The following is a 25,781-nucleotide window of genomic DNA, read 5'->3' as shown; positions in this document are numbered from 1 at the left end:
TTGCTACAAAGGAAAAGTCGATTTTTCAACTATATGGAGTCCCGTCTTATTAACAGCAGCTTCAATCGTTTTGATAGCGATTAGTTTTGATGTGTGTATGGTCACTTCAACAGGGAATGTGGCACTATTGATGTGCACGCTTTCTATTCCAGAAATGTTTAAAATAGTCTTTTTTATGCGGTCTAATTCGGCAGGCTCTTTGGCGTTTGTTTCAAATACTTTACCGTGGTTGCCAGGGATTAAATTTTCAGATACTAAACTCATATACATTGCATTTTGGATTCATACTTTCGTTGCATTTTTATACGGTGAAGTTTGGCGGTTTAACTAAGTTATGAATTTTTATGGATACTTTCAAGTGATTTTTGGCAGATGTGTTTATAATTGTGATGGATTTAACAACTGGCACTCAATAAAAAAACCACCCCGTTTTCACGAAGTGGTTCTAAAAACGCATTAAAAATATTAATTGATCATGAACTTTTTGGTGGTTATTTGGTTGTCTTTGTTGGTTACTTTTAAAATGTACAAGCCTTGTTTTAAGGGCAAAGGGTTTTCGTTTTGAACGGTGTTTGAATTATATACTTTTTGAGCCAATAGGTTGAAAACGGAAATTGATTTTACTTTTGAAAGGTCTTGGGTGTTTTTAAAATGAAGTGTGCTGTTGTAAACATAAAAAGTGTTTTGTTGAGCTATTTGGTTTTTAGAAACAGCCAATGCGTTTTTATTATATAATGAAGTGATTTCTGAAGCTGAAAGTGCTTTTTTATATATTCTAAGGTCATCAATACTGCCATTAAAAAATTCATTGCCCGGTCTTGCCCCAATTGTAAGCACATTGGTTACCAATCCATACGGACTCGTAGCCGATGTATGGGAAGCTAAAACGCCGTTAATATACACTTGTTTTGAATTGTCGCTTTGTGTTACCAATGCAATATGGTTCCAATCTCCTATATTTAGGGGCAAAGAATTAGTGTTTGCAAAATCTTTGTATTCAAATTGCAAGTATCCAGTTGATTTGGTTCGTAATAAATAATTGGTTTTAGTGGCATAGTTCGATTTTCCAAAAATCATGGCATTTTGAAGTGAGTTTGGTTTAACCCATACAGAAAAGCTTAATTCATCGCTGCAATTTAAAACATCGTTATGTGCAATGGTTATGATGTCGTTTCCATCAAAACTATAAGCACTATCAATGTTTCCAAATCTATCAGTAGTAAGCGTTGCGCCGTTAACGGCACCGTGGTTCGCGTTTCCGCTTTCATCATTGGCATTGCCGTTAAAAGGGTAGTGGGCCACCAAATTGCAATCGTAACCAGGTAACCAAACGGAGGGCGCATCCATGTTGGTTAATGTGCCGATGTTGGTGTTTCCAGATAAATCTGTGGTTGTTGTTCCAGTGGCTTCATCAAAATTCCAGTACATAACCAAGCCCGTTTCATTACCAACGATGCATTTTTTGTAGTTTTCTAAAATTTCGGCATCGGTTTTTTGGGTATTCCAAACACGCACCTGGTCGATGCTTCCATTAAAATAATTTTGGGTTTTACTACCTGCGCCTACAAGAATCTGTTGGCTTGAATTAGTGGAAACCTGATAGGTAAACGCTAAAATGGGTAAACCGTCGATGTATAATTTCGACCCATTTGCTACCATATTGTTGAAAGCGAATGCCACATGGTGCCATGTGTTATCGGCCAAATTAACATTGGTGTTTTTCTCGCCTTGGCCCCATTCGGCTACCACTAAATTGTTATCCTTAAGGGCCATACCATATTGATATGGCTTTACGGCAATTCCTCGTATGCCAACGCCAGCATTTGAGGTTTTTATCCATGCCTCAATAGTGCCTTGGGACAGGTTTAATGAAGCATTGTTGGTTCCTACAACGTAATCGTTAACGCCATCAAAATTTAAAGCGGTTTGGGCGTTAAAAGAAAGAACGGTTAAAAAAAACAGGGAAGTGAGTAGTGTTGTTTTCATCGAATGGAAGTTGAGAGATTATTAAACCAACTTAAATGTAAGAGAATTGTAATGATGAAAACATGATAAAAGTCATGCAAAAAAAAATAACCACCCTGTTTTGGCAAGGTGGTTACGTTTTTGTATAAAAATTTCCGGTTTAATTGACCGCTTTAAGTGCAACATCAAAAATTAATACCGACCCACCCGGAATGCCCCTGTACTTTTTATTGCCATAACCCAAATGGGCGGGCACCAAAAGTTTGCCACTTCCGCCAACTTTAAAATAGGTGATGCCTTCGGTCCAGCCTTTTATCACTTGTTGTAAATAGAACGAGATGCCTTCGGCGTTACTTTGGTCGAATACTTTTCCGTTTAGGTAATAGCCTTTGTAAGCTACCGTTACGTTATCGGTTTTGGTTGGTTGGGCGCCCGTACCTTGGGTATCTATTACATAATACAGGCCTGTACTGCTTTTTTGGGCAATTAAATTATGGGTAGCGATATACGCTTGAATGTCTTGGTCGTTCTTAATAACATAATCAACCGGGGCGTCGTCTTTTGTGCACGACATAAAAAGGGCAAGGGCAAAAGCCACTAATAAGCTATTTTTCATGGTTTTTTTTTTAGGACAAATATAATTGAATTTAGCTTTAAGCTTATGATATTCTGTATTAATCAACTTTTTTAAAACTTAGTACGTTGTTTCCGTTGCTATCATAAAAATATAAGTTTAAATGTTCCCTTTTGTAGCTAACCGAATTGTTTAAAGCATGATTATATTTATTGGGAATGTCCATGTTAGCACACATTTTTCGGGTTGAAGCTAAAGGCCCAAACGCTATGTTTTCAGAAGTAATGCTTTTGATGATGCCTGAATAATCATTACAACCATCGGTACCGAATACCTTCATTTGCGTCGTGTTTATTTCTAATCGAGGTAAATTTTCAGTAGTTGTAATAGCTTCTTCGTTAATATGTGTGGCTACCCAAATATCGTGCAGTGCCATGCGGAAATCTTGTTTTTTGTCTAATACTTTTATTAATTTATAGTCTATGGAAGAAACATCGGCAGGTACATTCGATTTGTTTTTTGGGGTTTCTGAAACTTTAATTTTTTGAAAATATCCAGGTTCAAAATTAAAACCTGCAATGGGCGCATAAAAATAGGTCCATGTTGCTTGTTCTAAATTGTCGTTTTTGCTTATTTGAATGCATTGCGTTTTTGCGGAACCGGCATCGCAATCTTTTTTGAAGCTATTAACCCAATAGGTTGAGGTTTTTGTGGTGGTACAAGCGGTGGCAAATACAGCCAAAAGCGTTGTGTAAACGGCTGTTTTTAGTAATTTCATTTTGTTATGTTTAAGGTCGTTTTTGTTTTAGTATTCAAACATCCTGCCAACTTTTTAGCTCATTAAAGTCGCTTCAGCCTCTACTATTGGGGGTAAGATGCGCATTTACATTATTTTTCGGCTTGGTTTTTTCTTTTACTTTCCAACGCCACTTTTTTGGTAATGCTATCTTCGGCACGGGTGTAAATGTATGTTTTGGGGCGTGTTATTTTTTGGGTCTTAAAAATTTTTGAAGCCCGTTCCAAAAACTCGGTATCTTCACCATAACTTATATTTTCGAAGCCTCCAAGTTCAGTAAAAACGGTTTTCTTTCCAAAAAAAGTAGAACCTAGCACACAATCATTTACGTTAATCAAAACATCGGGTTTGTAATAATCGGCCACAAAAACTGCTTCATGCAAATCTACGCCACCATAAATGAGGTCAACTTGCCTGTTTTTTTCCATAAAGTTTAATCTGCTTTGTATGTGGTTTGCTTTGTAAGTGTCATCACTGTCCAGAAAAGTTATATATTTTCCCGAAGCCAGTAATAGACCAACGTTTCTGGATAGGGCAAGTTTTAAGTTTTTATGCTTAACATACCGAATATTATCATGTGTTTGAACATATTTATCTACAACTTCAAATGTATGGTCGTTGCTTCCATCATCTACCACTATAAGTTCCCAATCTTGATTTGTTTGGGTTAGAATACTGGAAATGCAGGTGTTTAAATAGTTTCCCCGATTGTAGGTGCATATAATAATTGAAATTAATATGGGCCTATTCGTAACTTTTATTGGTGGTTGATGCTGTAAATTCATAGGATACAATTTAAACTTTTTTAAAACAAAAACCACTTTACTGCTTCTTAATTTTGCAATAAAGTGGTTGTATTATGGATTTTAAAAATCCAATAAGGTTGCTTCGTGCACTACCTATTTAATCATTTCAAAGCTGCGTTTAATAAACTTTGTAAGTTCTTCGCCCTTTAATAAGCCTTGAGATAAACGTGCTAAATCTATACTTTGGTTAATTAAGCGCTCTTGTTTGTTCTTGGTTTTTGTTTCTAAAATAGCGCCAACCAATTTCGAGTTTGTATTGACTACCAAATTGTACATTTCTGGAAAGTTGCCCATACCAAACATGCCGCCACCGCCAGTTTGCTGCATTTCTTTCATGCGGCGCATAAACTCGGGTTGGGTAATGATGAATGGCGCTGCCTCACTATCCATCGCTTCAAGCTGAACCATGAATTTTTCGGAGGGAATGACTTCTTTTAACAGCGTTTCCAACTCGGTTTTTTGTTCCTCGGTTAGCTTTGAAATTTTGGTGTCGTCTTTCTTTATCAGGTTATCAATATGGTCGCCATCCACACGGGCAAAGGTTATGTTCTCTTTGGTGCTTTCCAATTTTTGGATTAAGTGCGACACAATGGGCGAATCTAGCAACAGTACTTCATACCCTTTTGCTTTGGCAATTTCAATATAACTGTGTTGTGCATCTTGGTTTGAAGCATATAAAATAACCAGTTTTCCGTCCTTATCGGTTTGGTTTGCCTTTATTTTGTTGAAAAGTTCATCGTAGGTGTAATAAGTACCATCAACCGTTGGGTAAAGTGCAAAATCGCCAGCTTTTTCAAAGAATTTTTCTTCTGAAAGCATGCCGTATTCAATAACGATTTTAATATCGTTCCATTTCGACTCAAAATCTTCACGGTTATTATTGAACAATGATTTTAACTTATCGGCAACCTTTCGGGTTATGTACGAAGCTATTTTTTTAACCGCGCCATCGGCCTGCAAATAACTGCGCGATACGTTTAAAGGAATGTCCGGCGAATCGATAACTCCGCGTAACATGGTTAAAAACTCGGGTACGATGCCTTCCACATTATCGGTTACAAATACCTGGTTTTGATACAGTTGGATTTTGTCCTTTTGAATTTGCATGTCGTTGGACAGCTTCGGAAAATATAAAATACCCGTTAAATGGAAGGGGTAATCAACATTTAAGTGAATGTTGAACAAGGGTTCCTCAAATTGCATGGGGTACAATTCGTGGTAAAAATCTTTATAATCTTTTTCCTCTAAATCGGTAGGCTGTTTGGTCCACGCTGGGTTCGGGTTGTTAATAATATTGTCAACGGTTATTTTGCGCTGTGGTTCCTTGGTTTCCTTGCCATCTTTGTCGGTTATGGTTGCCGGTTCATGCTCTGGGTCGTTTATTTCCTTTGTTCCAAACTTAATGGGAATGGGCATAAACTTATTGTATTTTAAGAGCAATTGGCGAATCCTGCTTTCTTCTAAAAACTCTGTGGAATCTTCAGCAATATGAAGAATGATTTCGGTACCACGTTCAGTTTTATCGGAAGGTTCCATGGTGAATTCTGGCGAGCCATCGCAAGTCCAATGCGCAGCGGGAGCGTCCGTATGCGATTTGGTAATGATTTCCACTTTTTCAGCCACCATGAACGCGGAGTAAAACCCAAGTCCGAAATGCCCGATAATGCCAGCATCCTTGGCCGAATCTTTATACTTGTCCAAAAATTCCTCTGCACCAGAGAACGCCACTTGGTTGATGTATTTTTCAACCTCTTCGGCCGTCATGCCCAAACCTTGGTCTATAACATGCAGTTTTTTGCCTTCTTTGTCAATCTTAACCTCAATTTGCGGGTTGCCGTATTCTATTTTCGATTCTCCAATGCTGGTAAGGTGCTTTAGTTTTAAGGTTGCATCGGTAGCATTGCTAACCAGTTCACGCAAAAATATTTCGTGATCGCTATACAAGAATTTTTTAATGAGAGGGAAAATGTTCTCTACTGAAACATTAATATTTCCTTTTGTCATAATGTAAATGTTTTATTTTTTCGTTCCCGCAGATGCAGGAATCTAGTTAATATAATTTGAATTCACTGGCTATTGATAGTCAACAAAAATGCCAATTAATAAAATATGACAAACTGACACGGTTTATTTAGGGTTTTTGAATAACAAATAGCGATTAACGATTTTTGAATTTTGTACGTTCCTGAAACTTGAAACACTCCTAATATCGCAAGTTGCAATTTGGAATTTTAATAATTGGAATTTTGTTTGAGTTGTTGTACTTTGTGAGGCTTAAAACATTTAAAGATGTACAATTCAAAAATAATAGGCTTAGGTAAGTATGTGCCGGATAATGTGGTAACAAATGACGATTTGTCTAAAATGATGGATACCAATGATGCATGGATACAAGAGCGTACAGGTATCCAAGAACGCCGTTGGATCAAGGAAGGTACGGGCGACACTTCGGCAATCATGGGGGCAAAAGCTGCCAAAATAGCCATTGAACGCGCCGGTTTAACCAAAGATGATATCGATTTTATTGTATTCGCAACCTTAAGTCCCGATTACTATTTTCCGGGTTGTGGCGTGCAAATTCAGGATTTGTTGGAAATGCAAACCATTGGCGCCTTGGATGTTAGAAACCAATGCTCGGGGTTTGTATATGCCATTTCGGTAGCCGACCAGTTTATAAAAACCGGTATGTACAAAAACATTTTGGTTATTGGTGCAGAATACCACAGCAATGGTTTGGATAAAACAACGCGCGGTCGAGGTGTTACCGTTATTTTTGGCGATGGCGCCGGTGCATGCGTGCTTTCAAGGGAAGAAGATACCACAAAAGGCATTCTGTCCACACACTTGCATAGTGAAGGAAAATATGCCGATAAATTAATTGTGGCATCGCCCAGTATTGCCCATTGGGTGCCCGAAATTTTGGCTGCCAAAGAAGAAGATTTGTCCTATTTTCCTTATATGGATGGCACCTTTGTTTTTAAACACGCCGTGGTGCGATTTAGTGAAGTGATCATGGAAGGTTTGGCAAAAAACAACCTGAGTAAAGAAGCCATTGATATGTTGATACCGCATCAAGCAAACTTGCGTATTGCGCAGTTTATCCAAAGCAAGTTTAAGTTGCGCGACGACCAAATTTTTAATAATATCACCAAATATGGCAATACCACTGCGGCTTCGGTTATCATTGCTCTTACCGAGGCTTGGGAGGAAGGTAAAATAAAACCGGGCGATAATGTGGTGTTGGCTGCTTTTGGAAGTGGGTTTACATGGGGAAGTGCCATAATTAAATGGGCTTAGTTTCTGCACGAGCAGCCTGCTAAAGAACCGATTGAAAACAAAAAACCCGAAATTTTTAAATTTCGGGTTTTTTTAGCTATTAATCCAATTCAACTAACACTTAACTATTGTTGAAGAATATATACTATAAGACGTAAGTAGTTAAAAAAAATTGCACAATCTTCCGTATTTAACTCATTTTTAACATGCTACAAAAAAAACCCGAATGTATTTCGAGTTTTTTAAGATATGCATACAAATCTTAATCACGATGTTTTTTATGTGAAGGTGACTAACTCTTAAAATAATTATCCTATCGTTTTGGTTAGATTGTATAATTTCATAACGTTTTGTTATTGTGGATATTGTGATGAAATTCCTTTTTTTTTATAAACTTTAACATTTTAACAGTTGTATTGTAAATTTTCATAAGAAAGCGTACAAAAAAAGAAAACTACTTTCTATTCTGGGGCGGGGTATATAAAATTATGACTATTTTTAGGGTTAAAAACTTTTAAAATGGACAAAAAAACATTGGTGCTTGGTGCATCATTAAACCCTAGTAGATATTCAAATATGGCTATCAAAAAACTGGTAAACCATAACATCGATACGGTGGCCATTGGTTTAAGGCATGGTATGGTTGCGGGTATTGATATTTCAACGGAAAAACTGCCATTTAAGGATTTGCACACCGTGACGTTATACTTAAACCCAACAAACCAAAAACCCTATTATGATTATATTGTGTCATTAAAACCAACACGTGTTATTTTTAACCCAGGAACAGAAAACCCCGAATTTTATAAGATACTAAAGGAACACGCCATTTCTTTTGAAACCGCCTGTACCTTGGTGTTACTTTCTACGAATCAATATTAATCCTAAAAAGGTGAGCAAACCGTTTACAACCAATAGCTCATACCCAAACTTATAACCACCAAAATAATCGGATGGCACGTTTGCAATAACATAGGAAACGGCAACCGAGGTTAGTGCAACGTAAGGCACCCATTTATCGTTAATGTTGTGCTTGGTTAGAATTCCAAAGGCGAATAATCCTAAAAGTGGGCCGTAGGTGTAACCAGCAACGGTTAAAATACCGCTAATTACATTTTGGTTAAGCACGTAATAAAAGCATATAATAACGAAAATCATCAAAATACTTATGCTAATATGTACTTTTTTGCGTGTTGCTTTTTGGGTGTTTAAAGCACGTTTTTCAATATTTAAAAAATCAATACAGAACGAGGTTGTTAACGATGTTAAAGTGCTATCGGCACTACTAAATGCAGCGGCAATCAAGCCCAACATAAAAAATAGGGCAACCGGCAAGCCCAAACCAGAATTTAAGGCAATTTCAGGATACAGTAAGTCTGTTTTTGCAACGCCATCAACAACCGGCACTTCAATGCCTTTTGAAGCGGCATAAACAAATAGTAAAGCCCCTAGAATTAAAAAGATAAAGTTTACAAAAACCAATACAATACTAAAGCTTACCATGTTTTTTTGGGCATCCTTTAAAGATTTGCAGGTTAAGTTTTTCTGCATCATATCTTGGTCCAAACCCGTCATGCAAATCGCAATGAACATACCGCCCAAAAATTGTTTTATAAAGTGGTTTTTTGCTAAAATATCATCAAAAAAGAAAATTTTATCATAGTTCTTAATGGCTTCGCTTCCTATAAAATCGCCCAGGCCCCAACCCATTTCGTGGTAAATGAGCACGATGGTAACAACCAGGGCAATAAGCATGAGCAAGGTTTGTATGGTATCGGTCCAAACAACCGTTTTTATGCCGCCTTTAAACGTATAGGCCAATATGAGCAAAACAGAAATGATAACCGTAAACGGAAATGGGAAATGCCACTGTTTAAACACAAATTCATGTAGCACGCTCGCTACTAAAAAAAGCCTAAAGGCCGAACCTAGCACCCGCGAGATAAAAAAGAAGGCAGCCCCAGTTTTATGGCTTATAATACCAAACCTATCGCCTAAATACTCGTAAATAGAGATAACGTTCAAGCGGTAGTACACAGGCATCAGTACAAAAACAATAACCATATAGCCCAGTAAATAGCCCAGTACCACCTGCATATATCCAAACATATTGCTGCCAACATCGCCCGGTACCGAAATAAAGGTAACGCCACTAAGTGAAGCCCCAATCATGCCAAACGCCACTAAAAACCAGGGCGACGATTTGTTTGCTTTAAAAAAAGAAGCATTGCTGTCGTCTTTTCCCGTTAGGTACGATATGAATATTAAGATGCCAAAATAAATGGCAATAAGCAGTAAAACGTGTATAGGTTGCATAGTTTTTTTATGAATGGTGCCGTAATATACAAATAAAGATTTTCAAAATTAACATGGGTATAGAAACAAACAATTGTTGTAATTTCGCAGCTATGGAATTTTCATCAAAACTATTGGAGCGCGCCGTAAACGAGATGTCGCAACTGCCCGGTATTGGTAAACGCACCGCTTTGCGTTTGGTTTTGCACCTGTTAAAACAGCCTAAAGAGCAAGCCACGGCATTGGCCGAAGCGTTACAAACCATGCGCAACGAGGTAAAATTTTGTAAGTCGTGCCATAATATAAGCGATGTCGATTTGTGTGAAATTTGCGCAAATCCCCATCGCGACGACACCCTTATTTGTGTGGTTGAAGATATTCGCGACGTTATGGCCATAGAAAATACCAGTTCCTTTAAAGGGTTGTACCATGTGTTGGGCGGTAAAATTTCGCCCATGGATGGCGTAGGCCCGCACGATTTAAACATCGTTTCATTGGTCAATAAAGTAAAGCAGGGCAGCATAAAGGAACTTATTTTCGCTTTAAGCTCCACCATGGAAGGCGATACCACCAATTTTTATATCTTTAAGCAAATTCAAGACTGCGACATTGTTACGTCCACCATTGCAAGGGGCATCGCGGTAGGCGATGAATTGGAATATGCCGATGAAATTACGTTAGGGCGCAGCATTGTGAATCGTGTACCCTTTGAATCGTCCTTAAAAATATAATTGCTGTTTGAAGCTATCCGTTGTCATACTAAACTATAATGTGCGTTACTTTTTAGAACTCTGTTTAAAAAGCGTACAAGCGGCCATAGCGGGTCTGGATGCTGAAATTATTGTAGTCGATAACCATTCGGAAGATGGCAGTTGCGCCATGGTTAAACAGCTTTTCCCCGATGTTATTCTCATAGAAAACAAAGAAAATTTTGGTTTTTCAAAAGGAAACAATATAGGTGTTTCCATAGCAAAGGGCAGGTATTTGTGTATTCTAAACCCCGATACCGTGGTTGCTGAAGATACGTTTACGTCGCTTTTAAAATTTGCCGAAAGCACAAAAAATTTAGGGGTGGTTGGCTGTAAGTTGATTAATGGGGTGGGCGCATTTTTGCCTGAAAGTAAACGCAACATTCCTTACATAAGCGTAGCTTTTAAGAAGCTGTTAGGAAATTCCAATGCTTATTACGCAAACCATTTAGGTGAAAATGAAACGGGCAAGGTGGCTATTTTGGTAGGCGCTTTTATGTTGATGGAACAAGCTGTTTACCATCGTGTTGGCGGTTTTGACGAAGCCTATTTTATGTACGGAGAAGACATCGATCTGTCTTATAAAGTACTAAAGTCGGGACTTGATAATTATTATTTCGGCTCAACTGCTGTCATTCATTATAAAGGCGAAAGCACCTTGCGCGATAAACATTATGCTCGCCGTTTTTATGGCGCCATGCAAATTTTCTATAAAAAGCATTTCAAAAAAAATGGTTTTTTCGATATGTTTGTTTGGTTGGGCCTCCGCATGGTTTATATGTTTAGAAGAAAGCCGTTAAAACCCAAAAAAAAGATTGAGAATTACGTTTTTATTTCCAATGTTATGAATGAAAAACTGGTAGCGGCAGTGTCAAAAAAGCCAGTTTTAAGGTCTGATTTAGATACGCTTCAAAACGCTTCCGAAGTCATTTTTGATGGCAACACCTTACACTACAAAACCATCATAGCAATGATGCAGCAACACCACGGCAAACAAGGTATTACCTATAAAATATGGCCAAAAAACGCAAACTACATGCTAGGTAGCGATGATGCCATTTCTCGTGGTGAAGTGGTTCTTTTCAATTAGTTTATTGTAAATAATTGATAGAATTCGTTCGTTTTTAATTAATTTTGCGGGCATACACAAAACATGTAGTACCTTATCGATATGGCGAAATTTGAACTTAAATTACCAAAAATGGGCGAAAGTGTTGCCGAAGCAACCATAACATCTTGGTTAAAGGAAGTGGGCGACACTATTGAAGTTGATGAAGCGGTATTGGAAATAGCAACCGATAAAGTGGATAGCGAGGTGCCAAGTGAGGTAGATGGCGTATTGGTTGAGAAATTTTTTAATGCAGACGATGTGGTTCAGGTGGGGCAGGTCATTGCTATTATTGAAACAGAAACCAATAACGATACTGGTGTTGAAGACGCTAATGATGCATCAACCGATGAGACGGAAACCATTGAAAAAGCAGCGGCCCTAGTAAGCAATACCATGGCCACGGCCAAGGAAAGCGTGAAGCCTGTAACATCAAGCGGAACCCGATTTTACTCACCTTTAGTAAAAAATATCGCCAAGGAAGAAGGCATCACCCAGCAAGAATTGGATAACATTGTTGGTACAGGACTTGAAGAGCGGGTTACCAAAAGCGATATTTTAAATTATATTGAAAGTGGCAGAGGTAAAATCAAAGTACCGGCAGCTAAAGTTGAAACAACCCCCGCGCAATTAGCATCAAACGAAATACCAAAACAAACCCAAACGCCCGTGGTAGTAAGTGGCGAGGATGAACTTGTAGAAATGACCAGAATGGGCAAGCTTATAGCGCACCACATGGTTCAGTCGGTACAAACCTCGGCGCACGTACAAAGTTTTATTGAAGCCGATGTTACCAAAATTTGGAATTGGCGCCAAAAAGTAAAAGATGCCTTTTTTAAACGCGAAGGCGAAAACCTAACTTTTACACCCATATTTATGGAAGCCGTTGCCAAAGCTTTGCGCGAATATCCCATGATGAATATTTCTATTCAAGGTGATAACATCGTGAAAAAGAAAAACATTAATTTGGGGATGGCAACATCCTTGGCCGATGGCAACTTAATCGTACCGGTTATTAAAAATGCCGACCAACTTAACTTAGTGGGCATGACCAAGCAGGTGAACGATTTGGCTAATCGCGCCCGCACCAACCAACTCAAGCCAGACGATATACAAGGAGGCACCTATACCGTTACCAATGTGGGCATCTTTGGCAGTATTATGGGTACGCCCATCATTAATCAGCCGCAAGTGGGTATTTTGGCCTTGGGTGCCATCCGTAAAGTGCCCGCAGTAATCGAAACCAGAGAGGGCGATTTCATAGGTATCCGTTACCGCATGTTCTTATCACATTCTTACGACCATCGGGTGGTGAATGGAGCTTTAGGCGGCCAATTTGTAAAAGCGGTAAAAGATTATTTAGAGGCTTGGGATAGCAACAGGGAAATTTAACCGTAATCATTATAAAAGTTAAAACCTAACCCTAAATGGTTGGGTTTTTCTATTTTTGTACCTATTGAAAATAACTAATGTATATCATCGTCTTGAACATTAAACGAAGTATAAAGTATTTAAAATCAAATTTATATTTGCTTTTTTTTGTGTTATCCTTGGGTCTTCACGCACAAAAGGACACTATTTATGCAGATGAAAATGATTTTCCTATTTCTAAGGAAATTTTCAATAAAAAATTAAGTGCCCCTATTTATTATGGTTTAAGGTTTGATACCGATACTTTAGTCCTTCAAAAAATTAAACTCAGATATGATTTTGGAGAGATAACGCCGAATATAAAGCATCAATTATTCAAGCTTTTAAATAAACGACATCAAATTGATACTACAAAAACATTAGTAATCCATTATCAAGATACTCTTAAAGCCATATCAGAATTCCCAAAACAAAGCAAAGTTGTTTATTATGATAGTTTGGATAATGAGATTAAAACGCTTAATAAAGTTACTAGAAATCCGTATGGGATGAAAATAGATTTGAGTAACTACAAAAAAGTAGTAAAACATAAGCGCATCCAAAGCTATAAAAGTTTTTTATATTGGAATAAAAAATGTAATAAAAGTTATAAAAAGTATGATAAAACAGCAGCCATATTGCATTTTTACAATTTCAATACAGGACATCCAAATGTGGTTAACAACTTAACATGGTATCAAGATTATGGTAGCCTTCTTAAAAAGCTGTTTTTTCAGGATAAAAAGAATTTTTATACGGTAATAATAAAGCCATCGGGGGCGTTTTATCTAGAACATTACGAAAGCTATTTTACATCCCACGACTTATTGAATCCTGAAAAGTGGAACACCATTAAGGCCGATTTTGATAAACGCACAAAGCATTAAATAACACAAATATTTAAAATGAACCTAAACCTCACAAAACCCATCTGTTTTTTCGACTTGGAAACCACAGGTGTCAACATAACCACCGATCGCATCGTAGAAATTGCCATCCTAAAAGTACACCCTAACGGCAAGGAAGAAAGCAAAACCTGGTTGGTAAACCCAGAAATGGTCATACCAAAGGAGGTGGTCGCTATTCACGGCATTACCAATGAAGCGGTTGCCGATAAGCCCACATTTAAGGAAGTTGCCAAGGAAATTTATAACATGATAAAAGATTCCGATTTGGGCGGTTTTAACTCCAATAGGTTCGATATTCCTTTGTTGGCAGAAGAATTGTTGCGCGCCGAAGTCGATTTCGACATGAAAAACCGCGTGGCGGTTGATGTGCAAACCATTTTCCATAAAATGGAACAACGTACTTTAAGTGCCGCTTATAAGTTTTATTGCAATGCTGAATTGGAAGGTGCGCATGGCGCAGAAGCCGATACCAGAGCAACTTTCGAGGTTTTGAAAGCCCAAATAGCCAAATACGACGAAATTGAAAACGACACCAAGTTTTTAGCCGAATTTAGCTCCAGAAAACAGTTTGCCGATTTTGCGGGCTTCATTGTTTACAATAAAAAAGGGGAAGAATGTTTTTCATTCGGAAAGCATAAAGGCAAATTGGTAACCGAAGTTTTAGAAAGCGAACCCGGTTATTTTGGTTGGTTGCTAAATGCCGATTTTCCGTTATATACCAAAAAAGTGCTAACAGCCATTAAGCTAAGAAGTTTTAATAATAAATTAGGTTAGAAAGTTAAGTTGTTGGTTGTTAAGTTGTGGAGTCGTTGTATTTGTCCACAACTTAACAACTTAACAACTCCACAACAAACAACTCCACCCATGAAAATCATCTGCATCGGTCGTAATTATACAGAGCACATTAAGGAGCTAGAAAATGAAAAACCCACCGATCCGGTTATTTTTTTAAAACCGGACACGTCTATTCTGCTTAAAAAACAACCATTTTTCATTCCCGATTTTTCTGATGATGTGCATTATGAAGTTGAGGTTTTGGTGAAGATAAACAAAATAGGAAAGCATATCGATAAAAAATTCGCCCATAAATATTATGATGAAATTGGGTTGGGAATCGATTTTACCGCCCGCGATCTACAAGACCGCTTAAAAGCAAAAGGCCTGCCTTGGGAAAAAGCCAAAGCCTTTGATGGCGCCGCTGTGGTTGGCAATTGGCTGCCGGTTTCAAACTTTAAAGATGTGAACGCCATTGTGTTTTCCTTAAAAAAGAATGAAACTGTTGTACAATCGGGAAATACAAGTCACATGCTTTGGAAAATTGACGAATTAATAGAATATATCTCAAAATATTTTACTTTAAAGATTGGAGATATTATCTTTACGGGCACGCCGGCAGGTGTAGGCAAAGTGGTTGCAAATGATAAACTTAAAGGGTTTATAGAAAATAACGAACTATTTTCAATAACAGTCAAATAAATGGAACAACATTACAAATTATTCAGGGTGCGCGAATTGGCCGATGGCGACGAGGATTTTATTACCACATTGGCCGAGGCTTTTTTAGAAGAAGTGCCCGAAGATGCCGAACGCCTTAAAAAAGCAGTGGCCGAAAAAGACTATTACAACGCCTACCAAGCGGCACACAAAATGAAACCAACCATCGATTTGTTTGAGTTGGGCGTGCTTAACGTATTAATTGAGGTACAGGATTGGGGCAAATTTGAAAAACGCGATATGGACATTAGCGCGCAACTTGCCATCGTTATATCTGCTGTCGATCATGCCGTGGCCGAAATAAAATCAGACTTCAATTTGTAATGCTTGCAGAAATTATCACCATTGGCGACGAGCTTCTTATTGGGCAGGTAATCGACACAAATTCCGCATTTATAGCTAAACAGCTTAATAAAATAGGTATTTCCGTTTATCAAATTACCTCGGTTCAAGACGATAAAGCGCATATAATCAAAGCTTTAAAAGATGCTGAAAGTCGTGTTGATATTGTAATTCTTACGGGTGGTTTAGGGCCTACCAAAGACGACATCACCAAAAAAACCATTGCCGAATACTTTAACGATACTTTGGTTATAGACGATTCGGTATTAAAAAACATAGAACAACTGTGGCAGCACAACAGAAGCGGTTTGCTGCTTCAGGTAAACAAAGACCAAGCGCTCGTACCTTCAAAAGCTAAGGTATTGATGAATGTATTGGGTACGGCTCCTGGTATGTGGCTGGAAAAACAAAATAAAGTGTTTATCTCGCTTCCGGGGGTGCCTTTTGAAATGGCCGCTTTGGTTGAAAACCAGGTCGTCCCAAAACTAAAGGAAACATACAACCGCCCTTATATTTTGCATAAAACCTTGTTGGTGTACGGTATTGGCGAGAGCGCATTGGCCAACCGAATTGAGGCTTGGGAAGATGCCTTGCCCACACACATCAAACTGGCCTATTTGCCCAGTTTAGGCAAAATGCGCCTGCGTTTAACCGCCAAAGGCTTTGATGTAAAAGCCGTTAATACAAGCGTTCAAATGGAAATCAACAAGGTGTTACCCTTGATAAAAGATGAATTTGCAGGATTTGAGGAAGAAGATGGCTCCGTTGAAATCGTCATAGCCAATCAATTAACCAAATTGGGCAAAACTTTGGCCATTGCCGAAAGCTGTACAGGCGGTATGGTGGCCGAACAGTTTACGGTGCATCCCGGTGCGTCGGCCTATTTTAAGGGGGGCGTAATAACCTATGCGACCGCGTCGAAAATCAATATTTTGGGTGTTTCCAAAAGCACTATTGAAGCTTTCTCGGTGGTAAGTCCGCAAGTTGCCGAGGCAATGGCCACCAATGCCATGCGCATTTTTGAGTCCGATTATGCCATAGCTACCACAGGTAATGCGGGCCCTACAAAAGGCGATTCACAGGCCGAGGTAGGAACGGTTATCATAGCCATCGCCACAAAAAACAAGGTGTATTCCGAGAAATTCATGCTAGGAAACTATCGTGAAAAAGTAATAAACAAAGCCGTAAACAAAGCTTTGGAAATGCTGCTAAAAGAAATTTTTAAAAATTGATATATTTTAGGTTGCTGTAATACAAAGAATTTGTATATTTGCACCTCGATTTTAAGCAACAAAGAAATTTAAAGTTATAAATAATGTCAAGAGTTTGTGAACTTACAGGTAAGAAGGCCATGGTTGGAAACAACGTGTCTCATGCAATGAATAAAACTAAACGCAAATTTAACGCGAACTTAGTAAAGAAACGTTTTTACATTCCAGAAGAAGACAGCTGGATAACTTTAAAAGTTTCTACTTCTGCTTTAAAAACTATCAACAAAATAGGTATTACCGCAGCAATTAAGGATGCGAAATCTAAAGGATTTTTAAAATAATAGCTGTATTTAACACGTAAAAGAAATGGCAAAGAAAGGTAATAGAATACAAGTAATTTTAGAGTGCACCGAGCACAAGGAGTCTGGCATGCCAGGAACTTCACGTTACGTTACTAAGAAAAACAAAAAAAATACGCCTGATAGAATGGAGATTAAAAAATTCAATCCCATCCTTAAACGTATGACAGTTCATAAAGAGATAAAATAATAGGTCATGGCAAAGAAAACAGTAGCATCGTTACAAACATCTTCAAAAAGATTAACTAAAGCGATTAAAATGGTAAAGTCACCAAAAACTGGTGCTTATATGTTTGTGGAGTCTATCATGGTTCCTGAATTAGCAGACGAATTTTTCAACAAAAAGTAATACCCATTCATTAAAAATATACAAAGCTGCTTTCTTTATGGGAAGCAGCTTTTTTATGTTTATATTTGTTTTAATTAGTTTAGGCGTTTGTTGTAAAGTGGTTTAGCAAAATTCAACTTAACAACATACAACTTAACAACTTAACAACATACAACTCTACAACATACAACCCAATGAGTTTTTTCAAAAAAATATTTTCATCCGAAAAAAAGGAAACCTTAGATAAAGGCTTAGAAAAATCTAAAACCACATTTTTTGGAAAATTAAGTAAAGCCGTTGCCGGAAAATCGAAAGTCGATGATGCCGTTTTAGATAGCCTTGAGGAAATTTTGGTGTCCAGCGATGTGGGCGTGAACACCACCCTAAAGATTATTGAGCGTATTGAAGCCCGTGTTTCCAAAGATAAATATTTAGGTACCGATGAACTTAACACCATCCTTCGTGAAGAAATAGCAGGCTTGTTAAGTGAGACCAATTCGGGTAACGATTCCGAATTTACCATTCCAGAGAATATAAAACCTTATGTTATCATGGTGGTTGGCGTTAACGGCGTTGGAAAAACCACCACCATTGGAAAGTTGGCATATCAATTTAAAAAGCAAGGGTACCATGTGGTATTAGGGGCTGCCGATACGTTTAGGGCCGCCGCTATCGACCAACTTCAAGTATGGGCAGATCGGGTTGGCGTGCCGCTTGTAAAACAATCTATGGGCAGCGATCCGGCCTCTGTGGCGTTCGATACCCTAAAGAGTGCCGTAACACAAAATGCCGATGTGGTTATTATCGATACCGCTGGTCGTTTGCACAATAAAGTGAATTTAATGAACGAGCTTACCAAGGTAAAACGCGTGATGCAAAAAGTGGTTGATGACACACCCAACGATGTGCTTTTGGTTTTAGATGGCTCGACGGGTCAAAACGCCTTTGAACAAGCCAAACAGTTTACCGCAGCCACCGAGGTAAGCGCTTTGGCAGTTACCAAACTGGATGGCACCGCCAAAGGGGGCGTGGTCATTGGTATTTCCGACCAATTTAAAATTCCCGTAAAATATATTGGTGTTGGCGAAGGCATTGAAGATTTGCAGGTGTTTAACAAATTTGAGTTTGTCGATTCGTTTTTTAAGTAACATTCCTGCCTAAGTTTTCCTTAATCTATCAAGTCGTTAATCTTTTTCCATAGATTATTATCAAATTCGGTTGGGCCTAGTTCATCTTCATCGCCACTGTCGCCCATGCGCACTATTACCAACCCTTTGCTAGGTACTATGTACAGTTTTTGGTCAAACGCTCCGAGTCCGGCAATCAAGTCATCAGGCGCATTTGGAATTAGTTTGCCAGAATATAAGGTTTCCGACCCCGGTATTTTATAGTTGCTTTTTCCATTCAACCAATACAAATACCCATAAGATTTGTTTAAATCCTGGGAGGTTGTGGTCATAGCGTTAAAATAATTTTTATCGGCAAGTACTGTTGTTTTATCCCAAACGCCTTTATTCAAGTTTAACAATCCAAAACGGGCCATACTTCTGGCATTGCTAAAATACAGATTTAAGTAACCGGTTTTAACCCAAGTTCCTGTCATCCCAATTTTATCCCTAATTTTTGTGTTAAAATAATCTTTAAAGTCTTGTTTAACAGCTCCAGTAACTATGTTGTCTAGTAGCGTATAAGCGGCTTGGTGGTAATACCAATAAGTACTTGGTTCATTTTTATAGATTAAACATGTTTTATCCGTACAAAAATTTTGGGGTACGTTATAATCCAGTCCAGTTGTCATGGTTAAATGGTTCCAAACCGTAATTTTGGCTTCTTGTTGTGGGGTTAATGACGACCAACCTTCGCCCAAATAATTTGATGATGGGTTGTTGATGTTCAATAGGCCTTCCTCTTGGGCAATACCAACGGTAAATGCTGTTAAGGTTTTGGCTGCCGAATTCCATGTATGTACCTTCGACTCATTATATGTTCCAAAATATTTTTCAACAACCATTCTGCCATTTTTTAAAATAATAAACGCATCGGTAGCATTTGCCTCTAAAAAAGCATACAAAGGTTGTTCTGCATTGGTATTCCAGCCCAATTCGGCTAGCGATTTCGTTTCCCATATATTTGAATTTATGGGAGGAAAGTAAAGCGCATCCTGTTCAACAGGTTCGTCTTTCGAGCAACCAAGCAATAACAGGGCTGCCATAAATAGAAAAAGAATGGTAGGTTTCATAAAGTAGGTTTTTAAGAGTAGGACTTTCAAATATAGAAAAGGTTTAATTAATAAAATAAAAAAGTTGAATTTACAAAAGTTAAAAACTTAAATTATACTGAAGCAATAATTGATAAATCAACAATCATTAATCAAAAATCGTTAATCATTCTGTATCTTTGCACACTTAAATTTTGGAATGAGAACGAAATCACTTAAAAAGAACAAAATCAACGTAGTAACCCTTGGTTGCAGCAAAAATGTTTACGATAGCGAAATACTAATGGGGCAATTAAAAGCCAGTGGAAAAGCGGTTGTACATGAAGAAGAAGGGAATATTGTGGTGATCAATACCTGCGGATTTATTAATAACGCCAAGGAAGAAAGCATCAATACCATTTTGGAATTTATGCAGAAAAAGGAAGAAGGCGAGGTTGATAAAGTGTTCGTAACCGGTTGTTTAAGTGAACGTTATAAGCCCGAATTATTGAAGGAAATACCGAATGTCGATCAATATTTTGGCACTACCGAATTGCCTGCACTTTTAAAGGCATTGGGCGCCGATTACAAGCACGAACTGATTGGCGAGCGTTTAACCACCACACCAAAAAATTACGCATATTTAAAAATTGCCGAAGGCTGCGACCGCCCCTGTAGTTTTTGTGCCATTCCCATCATGCGTGGCAAACACAAAAGCACCCCCATAAACGAGCTGGTTATTGAAGCCGAAAAATTGGCCGCCAAAGGTGTTAAGGAACTCATTTTAATTGCCCAGGATTTAACCTATTACGGTCTCGATATTTACAAAAAACGAAACCTGGCCGAACTCTTGGAAGCTTTGGTGAAGGTGGAAGGTATCGAATGGATCCGTTTGCATTACGCCTTCCCAACGGGCTTTCCTATGGATGTTTTGGAAGTGATGAACCGCGAACCAAAAATCTGTAATTATTTGGATATTCCGTTGCAACATATATCGGATGACATTCTTAAAAGTATGCGTCGCGGTACCACCAAGGAAAAAACCACGCAATTGATAAACGATTTTAGGGCCGCCGTACCCAATATCACCCTTAGAACCACGCTTATTATGGGCTACCCCGGTGAAACGGAAGCCGATTTCCAGCTATTGAAATCATGGGTTAAAGCCATGCGTTTTGAACGTTTGGGCTGTTTTACCTATTCGCACGAGGAAAATACCCATGCTTATAATTTAGAAGACGATGTGCCGGAAGAAGTGAAACAGCAACGCGCCAACGCCATTATGGAACTGCAATCGCAAATTTCGTGGGAACTGAACCAAGCTAAAATAGGGCAGACCTTTAAAGTGGTTATCGATAGAAAAGAAGGCAACTATTTTGTGGGCCGCACCGAATTTGATTCACCAGATGTTGATAATGAAGTTTTGATAGATGCCAGCAAAACCTATTTAAAAACGGGCGAATTTACCACCGTAAAAATTATCGATGCCGCCGATTTTGATTTGTTTGGGGAGGTGGTTTGATGGGTTAGTAATTTTACCCATCAACCCGCATAAAACTGTTTCAACTCAAACAACTCACCTTTTGTAAATTCCTTAATATTGGAAATAGCTTGACCTTTTTGGATTTTTTCAAGACTTCTAGCCACTTTAAGGCCATCCTTGTCGCTAAGCCCAAGAAATTTATTGATGGCTTTTGTATTTGTTTTATCTTTAACATCCAAAAGAAATGACATTTCACACATACTCGAAAAATCAAAATTCGATTGGTTAAATTCGTCAATACCTTGGGAAAGCATCATTACGGAAACGCCTTTTGAACGAATTTCACGAAGGATTTTTTCTAATATATCTTGATATTTCTTTTCTTTGAAAATCACGTGTGCTTCATCAATCAATAATACATAGCGCATACCTCTATAACCGTTTTCTGTTGGTGTGCTATCCATATTCATAAAAGTGTTGTAGATGTAATTGATGATAAGAAACAAAGAGGTAAAGCGAACGGAATTTGATAAATCGCCCGATAATGACAAATAGATGTTTTGGTTTAAAAAATTTGCTCCACTTTTTGGTTCCTTAAAAATGTTATAACGACTTAACTCGTCAATAATTTCCGTTAGCGTATCCCGTTTATCTCCAACAATTTCCAATAGTTTTTCGTTTATTTCAGGAAAACTTGGGTATTCGCCCGGTTTTTTACTCATGAATGCTTCCAAAGTTGCATCACGTAATGTGCCTCTTTGTTTGATACCAATGTTGGAGTATTTACAGATAATATCAACAAATTTGTCAACGCCCATTTGTTTGTTTACTTCATTAATGCTATCAATAAATGAGAGTGGATTTACTGGAAATGGCGTATTTGGAGCATCAATAAATGAGGCTTTTGTTTTATCAAAAAATGGTTGAAAATATTTTAAGTCCTCATCTTTTAAACCTTTAAAATCAAGATAAATAAAACTCACATGATGATTAGACGCACTGCTTATTTGATTGAGCAACTCTAAAGCAAATTGCGTTTTTCCTGTTCCCGAACTACCGGCAACTGCAATATGGCAATTATTGTAAACATTGGTATTGTTAAAGCCAAGTAAAATATCTTCATGAGTTGAAGTGTTTTTGCCAACATTGATTTTAATTGGTTCTTTAAAAAATGTTTTTTCAATATTTTGGCTATTGTTTTTTACAGCATCTAGGCTTACCGTAACTGTATCAAGCATTGAAATTCCTTTGTCCAAATGCTCAATCAAGAAATCGAAAAACGTGTAATTGTTGTTGTTGCTAAACAAATTGTCCATTAATTCCAATCCGTGGTCAATATGGAGTTTTACATATTTTGGAATGTTTTCATTGGAGCGTCTGCAAAAAAAAGTTTTTTTCTACTAATTTTTAATATTTTGGCGTGTCCCTAAAGGGTCGGGCTATACGTTACAAGTCCTCGCTCGTTCCTCGCTGCGGGCTTTCCACTTCTATCCCTCACGCAATGATACTGTTAGAAATTAAACCTATTTCTATGATAATGAAAATTTTCTAGTGAAGGAAAATAGGTTTCGTGTTTTGGCAGTATAATTTTTTGATTTTCAAATTGTGTTAAGTTGAAAACTGAATTACTATTTTCGACAAAATTCTTTTTAATCAAAACTCTATAATCGTCTGAAATTGAAATTAAACCTCTATCAAATGCACGGTGTAAATTAGGACTTAAAGCAATTCCATTTGTTAAAGTATCATCATAAGCTTCGGCAAAAGGAACAATATGACAAGCATCAATCATTGAAATATTTGCAGTTGCATCAATCCTCATTCCTGATATGCAACAAGTGTTATCATATATTTTGGGTATTTCTCTTTTAAAAATACCACTTCTTATAAATATTTCTTCCTGAAATGCGTTTTCATCTAAACTGTTTTTGAGTTCAATTATTTTTCTTTTGTATTCTTCTGAACTTTCGTGAAGAATCATAACTGAAGGCAATTCGTCATTACCATTTGAGCCATAATTTGATTTAGATTCAGGGAAATATCTATCTAAAATTGCGATTTTTAAAATATCCCTGTTTTCAGGTTTTAATAAAATTATTGAAAGTTCTTTATCAATTAATGCTGTTTTTACAGCAGTAGTTAAATTACCAAAGCTTCTCATTGAGCTTTTAGATTCAATCCATTTTTCGCAACCTAAATTTGGAATCAACTTCCAAAAAGGCTCTGAATTCATATGATAAAATGGTAAAGAAAAAATTGGATGATGATTGGTGAAAACTAATTTATTCCAATTAGTTTTGAAAGAGGAAACTAATTCTGCCGTTATTAAAATTTCTTGATTGTTGTAAATACCCTTATTGAATAGATTTATCAAACTCAATAAAAGTATTGGTTTGTGTGGTGCTCCACCATTTTTGTTATCTCTTTTTAAATGGGTGAAGCAATAAACATAATATGCTAAATTTTTAACCATTAATTTAAAGCAAATTCTAACCTTTTCATCATATCCTCTTTCAGACCTCTTTTTTTATTCAAAAGCGATTTTTTTTTTTTGGAGCGTTAACAATTCTTGAATTAAGTGAAAATCGTTGGGGTTGTCCTCACACGATTTTTTCAATAACTCTAATTCTTTTTCGTGTTTTTCGTTTTGGTCTTTCATATCCAAATTGATTTTATATGCTTTTCGGTATAATTCTGAAACTTTTTGGTTAAAAATATAATCTCTATACCATATAGTTTGAATGGCAACTAATTCTTGGTTTGTTATCAGTTCAACGTGCGGTTTTTCTTTTTGAATCTATTTTTGAGTTTCAAAAAGCCTTTCTAACACTTTTGCCCTATACCAAGGATAATATGGTCCCATACCGTTAATGGCTGCTGTTCCATTTCTGCGTTCGGGCATTCGGTGTTCGATAATATTTCTTTCAGCCGCCAATTGATTTCTAAATTTCAATAAGGGTGTTAACCAAGTTAATCCGTTATCAATCAATGCAGACATTGATTTATCTTCTTTCACAACGGTACACACCCAGCACCCAAAACGACTTTGCCCACAAGATTTATGCTCCTTGTTTGTTACAACTGTTGGGCATTCGTAGTCGTCTGCACTTGCATCTGAATATATTTGAAAAAGTTCTGCATTATCCGAACCCCATGGCGATTCCATCGTATTAATAACATACCAAACTTCCTCTAAACTCAAACTACGAATAGGGGCGTACATATAGGTGTTTGGCTGTGTTGGATGCTTTGTTAAACGCTTTCCCTTAATAGCGTGTTTTTTCATGGACTTAGCACGTTGGGCGCTTTCCGCGGTTCTGGTGCCAATTAAGATAACGGCTTCACCAAATTCGTCTATTTGCTCTATTAAAAACCTAGAAGTAGGTTTGATTTTAAGTCGTTCCGTACACCATCTAAAAGCGTTGTTAGGAGCAGGATAGCCACGTCCAATAAGATTAACCCAAAACGAATCTTCTAACCTGGGTATTGTTTTTATTACTTTTATGGGGATGTCTTGTTCAACCGCTGCTTGTTCAATTTTATCGAGTACCCGATACACGTATTCTGTAATAACTGGGTTTTCAACCATAGTGTCGTTACAAACTACATAAATATCACGTTTTATAATACCTGTCAACTCTTTTATTTGAGAAATAGCTTTCCATATAAGTTGAAGCATCACTGTTGAATCTTTTCCACCGCTAAAACCAATAATCCACGGACGATTTGTTTCATCGGCATAAGCATATTGGTCTATAATTTCGTTAACTATATTTTGTATAAATTTCGCCATAATTTTGGCACTAAAATACTTATTTTATTCTGTTTTCATTCAAAAGTTTAACTGTTTTATTCTTAATTTGTTATAATTTTTATGAGACTAAAAATTTGAATTCAATTTAGGTGATCTGATTTATGCATTGATGTTTTTTAGTTTTATTTAATATAACTTGTTTTTGAGTTGCAATTGTAATCAAGATATTAATCCCACAAATCAAACACCTAAAAACAAAAAAAACCTACATCTATTATCAGGATTTTTGAATTTATAAGTGTGAATTGAATTTTCACAAAGCTAATACCTTTTGTTTAGCCGAAGTAAAAACAACAAACATCTACTCCCAAATGGCAATTCTATAAAACAAAGCAAAATTGCTGTAATATAGCGGGTTGCAACTTTACTATCTTGCCAATGTATAACTTAAAAACCATGCACCATGAAAAAATTAGTTTTTATATTGGCTAGTGTTGCCGTTTTATCAGTAGTAAGCTGCCGTGAGGAAAAGCCCAAAACGGAAACGGTCATTATTGAAAAACCTGTTGAAAAGGAGAAAACAGTGATTATTGAAAAAGAGAAGGAAAAGGAACCGGACGGCACTTCCCTAAGTGTGGATAAAGACGGTGTGGAATTTTCGAGCAAAAAAGGCGACAAGAAAACGGAAGTCATTATTAAGTAAAGCGCCGAAGTGTGACGTAAGGC

At 37.3% G+C, this 25,781-nt stretch carries 28 protein-coding genes; 16 read left to right on the top strand and 12 right to left on the bottom strand.

What is annotated here, in order from left to right; genetic code table 11:
* Positions 1–3: 3 nt before the first annotated feature.
* From GQO80_RS14395 to htpG, 6 genes are all read right to left on the bottom strand, one after another.
* On the bottom strand, positions 4–264 hold the full coding sequence (locus GQO80_RS14395; protein ID WP_157209066.1) for a heavy-metal-associated domain-containing protein: 261 nt from the start codon (positions 262–264) through the stop codon (positions 4–6).
* A gap of 201 nt (positions 265–465) precedes the next feature.
* Positions 466–1,986: a LamG-like jellyroll fold domain-containing protein gene (locus GQO80_RS14390; RefSeq protein ID WP_157209065.1), complete on the bottom strand. Its 1,521-nt coding sequence runs from the start codon at positions 1,984–1,986 to the stop codon at positions 466–468.
* 139 nt (positions 1,987–2,125) lie between these two features.
* Complete coding sequence (locus GQO80_RS14385; protein WP_157209064.1) at positions 2,126–2,581, bottom strand: FKBP-type peptidyl-prolyl cis-trans isomerase; 456 nt, start codon at positions 2,579–2,581, stop codon at positions 2,126–2,128.
* A gap of 58 nt (positions 2,582–2,639) precedes the next feature.
* Positions 2,640–3,317, bottom strand: coding sequence for a DUF4377 domain-containing protein (locus GQO80_RS14380; RefSeq protein WP_157209063.1), 678 nt, complete (start codon positions 3,315–3,317; stop codon positions 2,640–2,642).
* 110 nt (positions 3,318–3,427) lie between these two features.
* Positions 3,428–4,120 carry a glycosyltransferase family 2 protein gene (locus GQO80_RS14375; RefSeq protein WP_157209062.1) on the bottom strand — a complete coding sequence of 231 codons (693 nt, stop codon included), beginning with the start codon at positions 4,118–4,120 and terminating at the stop codon, positions 3,428–3,430.
* Between the two features lie 114 nt (positions 4,121–4,234).
* Positions 4,235–6,145 (bottom strand): molecular chaperone HtpG, encoded by a 1,911-nt coding sequence (gene htpG / locus GQO80_RS14370; RefSeq protein WP_157209061.1) that lies wholly within the window; start codon positions 6,143–6,145, stop codon positions 4,235–4,237.
* Between the two features lie 285 nt (positions 6,146–6,430).
* On the opposite strand from htpG, the gene GQO80_RS14365 reads away from it, so the two are divergent.
* Positions 6,431–7,438 (top strand): 3-oxoacyl-ACP synthase III family protein, encoded by a 1,008-nt coding sequence (locus GQO80_RS14365; RefSeq protein WP_157209060.1) that lies wholly within the window; start codon positions 6,431–6,433, stop codon positions 7,436–7,438.
* A gap of 498 nt (positions 7,439–7,936) precedes the next feature.
* Positions 7,937–8,299 (top strand): CoA-binding protein, encoded by a 363-nt coding sequence (locus GQO80_RS14360; RefSeq protein ID WP_157209059.1) that lies wholly within the window; start codon positions 7,937–7,939, stop codon positions 8,297–8,299.
* Here the strand turns inward: GQO80_RS14360 and GQO80_RS14355 are convergent.
* The gene (locus tag GQO80_RS14355; protein ID WP_157209058.1) at positions 8,276–9,733 is read right to left on the bottom strand and encodes a sodium:solute symporter; all 1,458 of its coding nucleotides are present in this window, start codon (positions 9,731–9,733) and stop codon (positions 8,276–8,278) included. The two genes, GQO80_RS14360 and GQO80_RS14355, sit on opposite strands and share 24 nt — an antisense overlap.
* A 92-nt stretch (positions 9,734–9,825) precedes the next feature.
* Here GQO80_RS14355 and recR point away from each other — a divergent pair, with 92 nt between their 5' ends.
* From recR to ftsY, 12 genes are all read left to right on the top strand, one after another.
* Complete coding sequence (recR, locus tag GQO80_RS14350) at positions 9,826–10,443, top strand: recombination mediator RecR (RefSeq protein ID WP_157209057.1); 618 nt, start codon at positions 9,826–9,828, stop codon at positions 10,441–10,443.
* A 7-nt stretch (positions 10,444–10,450) separates the two neighbouring features.
* A complete protein-coding gene (locus GQO80_RS14345; RefSeq protein ID WP_157209056.1) occupies positions 10,451–11,551 on the top strand; it encodes a glycosyltransferase family 2 protein in 1,101 nt (366 codons plus the stop codon).
* A gap of 81 nt (positions 11,552–11,632) precedes the next feature.
* Entirely contained in the window at positions 11,633–12,961 is a 1,329-nt protein-coding gene (locus tag GQO80_RS14340) for a dihydrolipoamide acetyltransferase family protein (RefSeq protein ID WP_157209055.1), read from the top strand.
* Positions 12,962–13,098: 137 nt separating this feature from the next.
* The gene (locus GQO80_RS14335; protein WP_157209054.1) at positions 13,099–13,866 is read left to right on the top strand and encodes a hypothetical protein; all 768 of its coding nucleotides are present in this window, start codon (positions 13,099–13,101) and stop codon (positions 13,864–13,866) included.
* An 18-nt stretch (positions 13,867–13,884) separates the two neighbouring features.
* Positions 13,885–14,661, top strand: coding sequence for a 3'-5' exonuclease (locus GQO80_RS14330; protein ID WP_157209053.1), 777 nt, complete (start codon positions 13,885–13,887; stop codon positions 14,659–14,661).
* A gap of 90 nt (positions 14,662–14,751) precedes the next feature.
* On the top strand, positions 14,752–15,363 hold the full coding sequence (locus GQO80_RS14325) for a fumarylacetoacetate hydrolase family protein (protein WP_157209052.1): 612 nt from the start codon (positions 14,752–14,754) through the stop codon (positions 15,361–15,363).
* A complete protein-coding gene (locus tag GQO80_RS14320) occupies positions 15,364–15,705 on the top strand; it encodes an Hpt domain-containing protein (protein ID WP_157209051.1) in 342 nt (113 codons plus the stop codon).
* Positions 15,705–16,955: a competence/damage-inducible protein A gene (locus GQO80_RS14315; protein WP_157209050.1), complete on the top strand. Its 1,251-nt coding sequence runs from the start codon at positions 15,705–15,707 to the stop codon at positions 16,953–16,955. The genes GQO80_RS14320 and GQO80_RS14315 overlap by 1 nt, the downstream gene beginning before the upstream one ends.
* An 83-nt stretch (positions 16,956–17,038) precedes the next feature.
* Positions 17,039–17,275, top strand: a complete 237-nt coding sequence (rpmB, locus tag GQO80_RS14310; RefSeq protein ID WP_111309066.1) for a 50S ribosomal protein L28 — start codon at positions 17,039–17,041, stop codon at positions 17,273–17,275.
* A 25-nt stretch (positions 17,276–17,300) separates the two neighbouring features.
* A complete protein-coding gene (rpmG, locus tag GQO80_RS14305) occupies positions 17,301–17,483 on the top strand; it encodes a 50S ribosomal protein L33 (RefSeq protein WP_157209049.1) in 183 nt (60 codons plus the stop codon).
* A 6-nt stretch (positions 17,484–17,489) separates the two neighbouring features.
* Positions 17,490–17,642, top strand: a complete 153-nt coding sequence (locus GQO80_RS14300; RefSeq protein ID WP_157209048.1) for a DUF4295 domain-containing protein — start codon at positions 17,490–17,492, stop codon at positions 17,640–17,642.
* A 173-nt stretch (positions 17,643–17,815) separates the two neighbouring features.
* Positions 17,816–18,769: a signal recognition particle-docking protein FtsY gene (gene ftsY, locus GQO80_RS14295; RefSeq protein ID WP_157209047.1), complete on the top strand. Its 954-nt coding sequence runs from the start codon at positions 17,816–17,818 to the stop codon at positions 18,767–18,769.
* Positions 18,770–18,789: 20 nt separating this feature from the next.
* Here the strand turns inward: ftsY and GQO80_RS14290 are convergent, their stop codons facing one another.
* Entirely contained in the window at positions 18,790–19,860 is a 1,071-nt protein-coding gene (locus tag GQO80_RS14290) for a serine hydrolase domain-containing protein (RefSeq protein ID WP_157209046.1), read from the bottom strand.
* 178 nt (positions 19,861–20,038) lie between these two features.
* Here GQO80_RS14290 and rimO point away from each other — a divergent pair, with 178 nt between their 5' ends.
* On the top strand, positions 20,039–21,340 hold the full coding sequence (gene rimO, locus GQO80_RS14285; RefSeq protein ID WP_157209045.1) for a 30S ribosomal protein S12 methylthiotransferase RimO: 1,302 nt from the start codon (positions 20,039–20,041) through the stop codon (positions 21,338–21,340).
* A 20-nt stretch (positions 21,341–21,360) separates the two neighbouring features.
* Here the strand turns inward: rimO and GQO80_RS14280 are convergent, their stop codons facing one another.
* The 4 genes from GQO80_RS14280 to dndC all read right to left on the bottom strand — a co-directional run bounded on the left by GQO80_RS14280 (position 21,361) and on the right by dndC (position 25,094).
* A complete protein-coding gene (locus GQO80_RS14280) occupies positions 21,361–22,617 on the bottom strand; it encodes an ATP-binding protein (RefSeq protein ID WP_232333200.1) in 1,257 nt (418 codons plus the stop codon).
* A 194-nt stretch (positions 22,618–22,811) separates the two neighbouring features.
* Positions 22,812–23,774, bottom strand: a complete 963-nt coding sequence (locus GQO80_RS14275) for an HNH endonuclease (protein ID WP_157209044.1) — start codon at positions 23,772–23,774, stop codon at positions 22,812–22,814.
* A gap of 54 nt (positions 23,775–23,828) precedes the next feature.
* Positions 23,829–23,960, bottom strand: coding sequence for a hypothetical protein (locus GQO80_RS15930; protein ID WP_262885579.1), 132 nt, complete (start codon positions 23,958–23,960; stop codon positions 23,829–23,831).
* A gap of 138 nt (positions 23,961–24,098) precedes the next feature.
* Positions 24,099–25,094: a DNA phosphorothioation system sulfurtransferase DndC gene (dndC, locus tag GQO80_RS14270; RefSeq protein ID WP_232333199.1), complete on the bottom strand. Its 996-nt coding sequence runs from the start codon at positions 25,092–25,094 to the stop codon at positions 24,099–24,101.
* A 424-nt stretch (positions 25,095–25,518) separates the two neighbouring features.
* On the opposite strand from dndC, the gene GQO80_RS14265 reads away from it, so the two are divergent.
* Complete coding sequence (locus GQO80_RS14265; RefSeq protein ID WP_157209043.1) at positions 25,519–25,758, top strand: hypothetical protein; 240 nt, start codon at positions 25,519–25,521, stop codon at positions 25,756–25,758.
* Positions 25,759–25,781 lie beyond the last annotated feature (23 nt).

This window comes from Mariniflexile maritimum, from assembly GCF_009746565.1.
GTDB lineage: Bacteria > Bacteroidota > Bacteroidia > Flavobacteriales > Flavobacteriaceae > Mariniflexile > Mariniflexile maritimum.
This window is presented reverse-complemented; position numbering and strand designations above follow the sequence as displayed.

Coding starts and splice junctions, on each gene's coding strand:
- GQO80_RS14380 (WP_157209063.1), bottom strand. CDS start 3,317: ATGAAATTACTAAAAACAGCCGTTTACACAACGCTTTTGGCTGTATTT.
- rpmB (WP_111309066.1), top strand. CDS start 17,039: ATGTCAAGAGTTTGTGAACTTACAGGTAAGAAGGCCATGGTTGGAAAC.
- recR (WP_157209057.1), top strand. CDS start 9,826: ATGGAATTTTCATCAAAACTATTGGAGCGCGCCGTAAACGAGATGTCG.
- GQO80_RS14280 (WP_232333200.1), bottom strand. CDS start 22,617: ATGGACAATTTGTTTAGCAACAACAACAATTACACGTTTTTCGATTTC.
- rimO (WP_157209045.1), top strand. CDS start 20,039: ATGAGAACGAAATCACTTAAAAAGAACAAAATCAACGTAGTAACCCTT.
- GQO80_RS14355 (WP_157209058.1), bottom strand. CDS start 9,733: ATGCAACCTATACACGTTTTACTGCTTATTGCCATTTATTTTGGCATC.
- GQO80_RS14320 (WP_157209051.1), top strand. CDS start 15,364: ATGGAACAACATTACAAATTATTCAGGGTGCGCGAATTGGCCGATGGC.
- GQO80_RS14265 (WP_157209043.1), top strand. CDS start 25,519: ATGAAAAAATTAGTTTTTATATTGGCTAGTGTTGCCGTTTTATCAGTA.
- GQO80_RS14315 (WP_157209050.1), top strand. CDS start 15,705: ATGCTTGCAGAAATTATCACCATTGGCGACGAGCTTCTTATTGGGCAG.
- GQO80_RS14340 (WP_157209055.1), top strand. CDS start 11,633: ATGGCGAAATTTGAACTTAAATTACCAAAAATGGGCGAAAGTGTTGCC.
- rpmG (WP_157209049.1), top strand. CDS start 17,301: ATGGCAAAGAAAGGTAATAGAATACAAGTAATTTTAGAGTGCACCGAG.
- GQO80_RS14360 (WP_157209059.1), top strand. CDS start 7,937: ATGGACAAAAAAACATTGGTGCTTGGTGCATCATTAAACCCTAGTAGA.
- GQO80_RS14390 (WP_157209065.1), bottom strand. CDS start 1,986: ATGAAAACAACACTACTCACTTCCCTGTTTTTTTTAACCGTTCTTTCT.
- GQO80_RS14385 (WP_157209064.1), bottom strand. CDS start 2,581: ATGAAAAATAGCTTATTAGTGGCTTTTGCCCTTGCCCTTTTTATGTCG.
- ftsY (WP_157209047.1), top strand. CDS start 17,816: ATGAGTTTTTTCAAAAAAATATTTTCATCCGAAAAAAAGGAAACCTTA.
- dndC (WP_232333199.1), bottom strand. CDS start 25,094: ATGGCGAAATTTATACAAAATATAGTTAACGAAATTATAGACCAATAT.
- GQO80_RS14365 (WP_157209060.1), top strand. CDS start 6,431: ATGTACAATTCAAAAATAATAGGCTTAGGTAAGTATGTGCCGGATAAT.
- GQO80_RS14275 (WP_157209044.1), bottom strand. CDS start 23,774: ATGGTTAAAAATTTAGCATATTATGTTTATTGCTTCACCCATTTAAAA.
- GQO80_RS14330 (WP_157209053.1), top strand. CDS start 13,885: ATGAACCTAAACCTCACAAAACCCATCTGTTTTTTCGACTTGGAAACC.
- GQO80_RS14395 (WP_157209066.1), bottom strand. CDS start 264: ATGAGTTTAGTATCTGAAAATTTAATCCCTGGCAACCACGGTAAAGTA.
- GQO80_RS14290 (WP_157209046.1), bottom strand. CDS start 19,860: ATGAAACCTACCATTCTTTTTCTATTTATGGCAGCCCTGTTATTGCTT.
- GQO80_RS14325 (WP_157209052.1), top strand. CDS start 14,752: ATGAAAATCATCTGCATCGGTCGTAATTATACAGAGCACATTAAGGAG.
- htpG (WP_157209061.1), bottom strand. CDS start 6,145: ATGACAAAAGGAAATATTAATGTTTCAGTAGAGAACATTTTCCCTCTC.
- GQO80_RS15930 (WP_262885579.1), bottom strand. CDS start 23,960: ATGAAAGACCAAAACGAAAAACACGAAAAAGAATTAGAGTTATTGAAA.
- GQO80_RS14375 (WP_157209062.1), bottom strand. CDS start 4,120: ATGAATTTACAGCATCAACCACCAATAAAAGTTACGAATAGGCCCATA.
- GQO80_RS14300 (WP_157209048.1), top strand. CDS start 17,490: ATGGCAAAGAAAACAGTAGCATCGTTACAAACATCTTCAAAAAGATTA.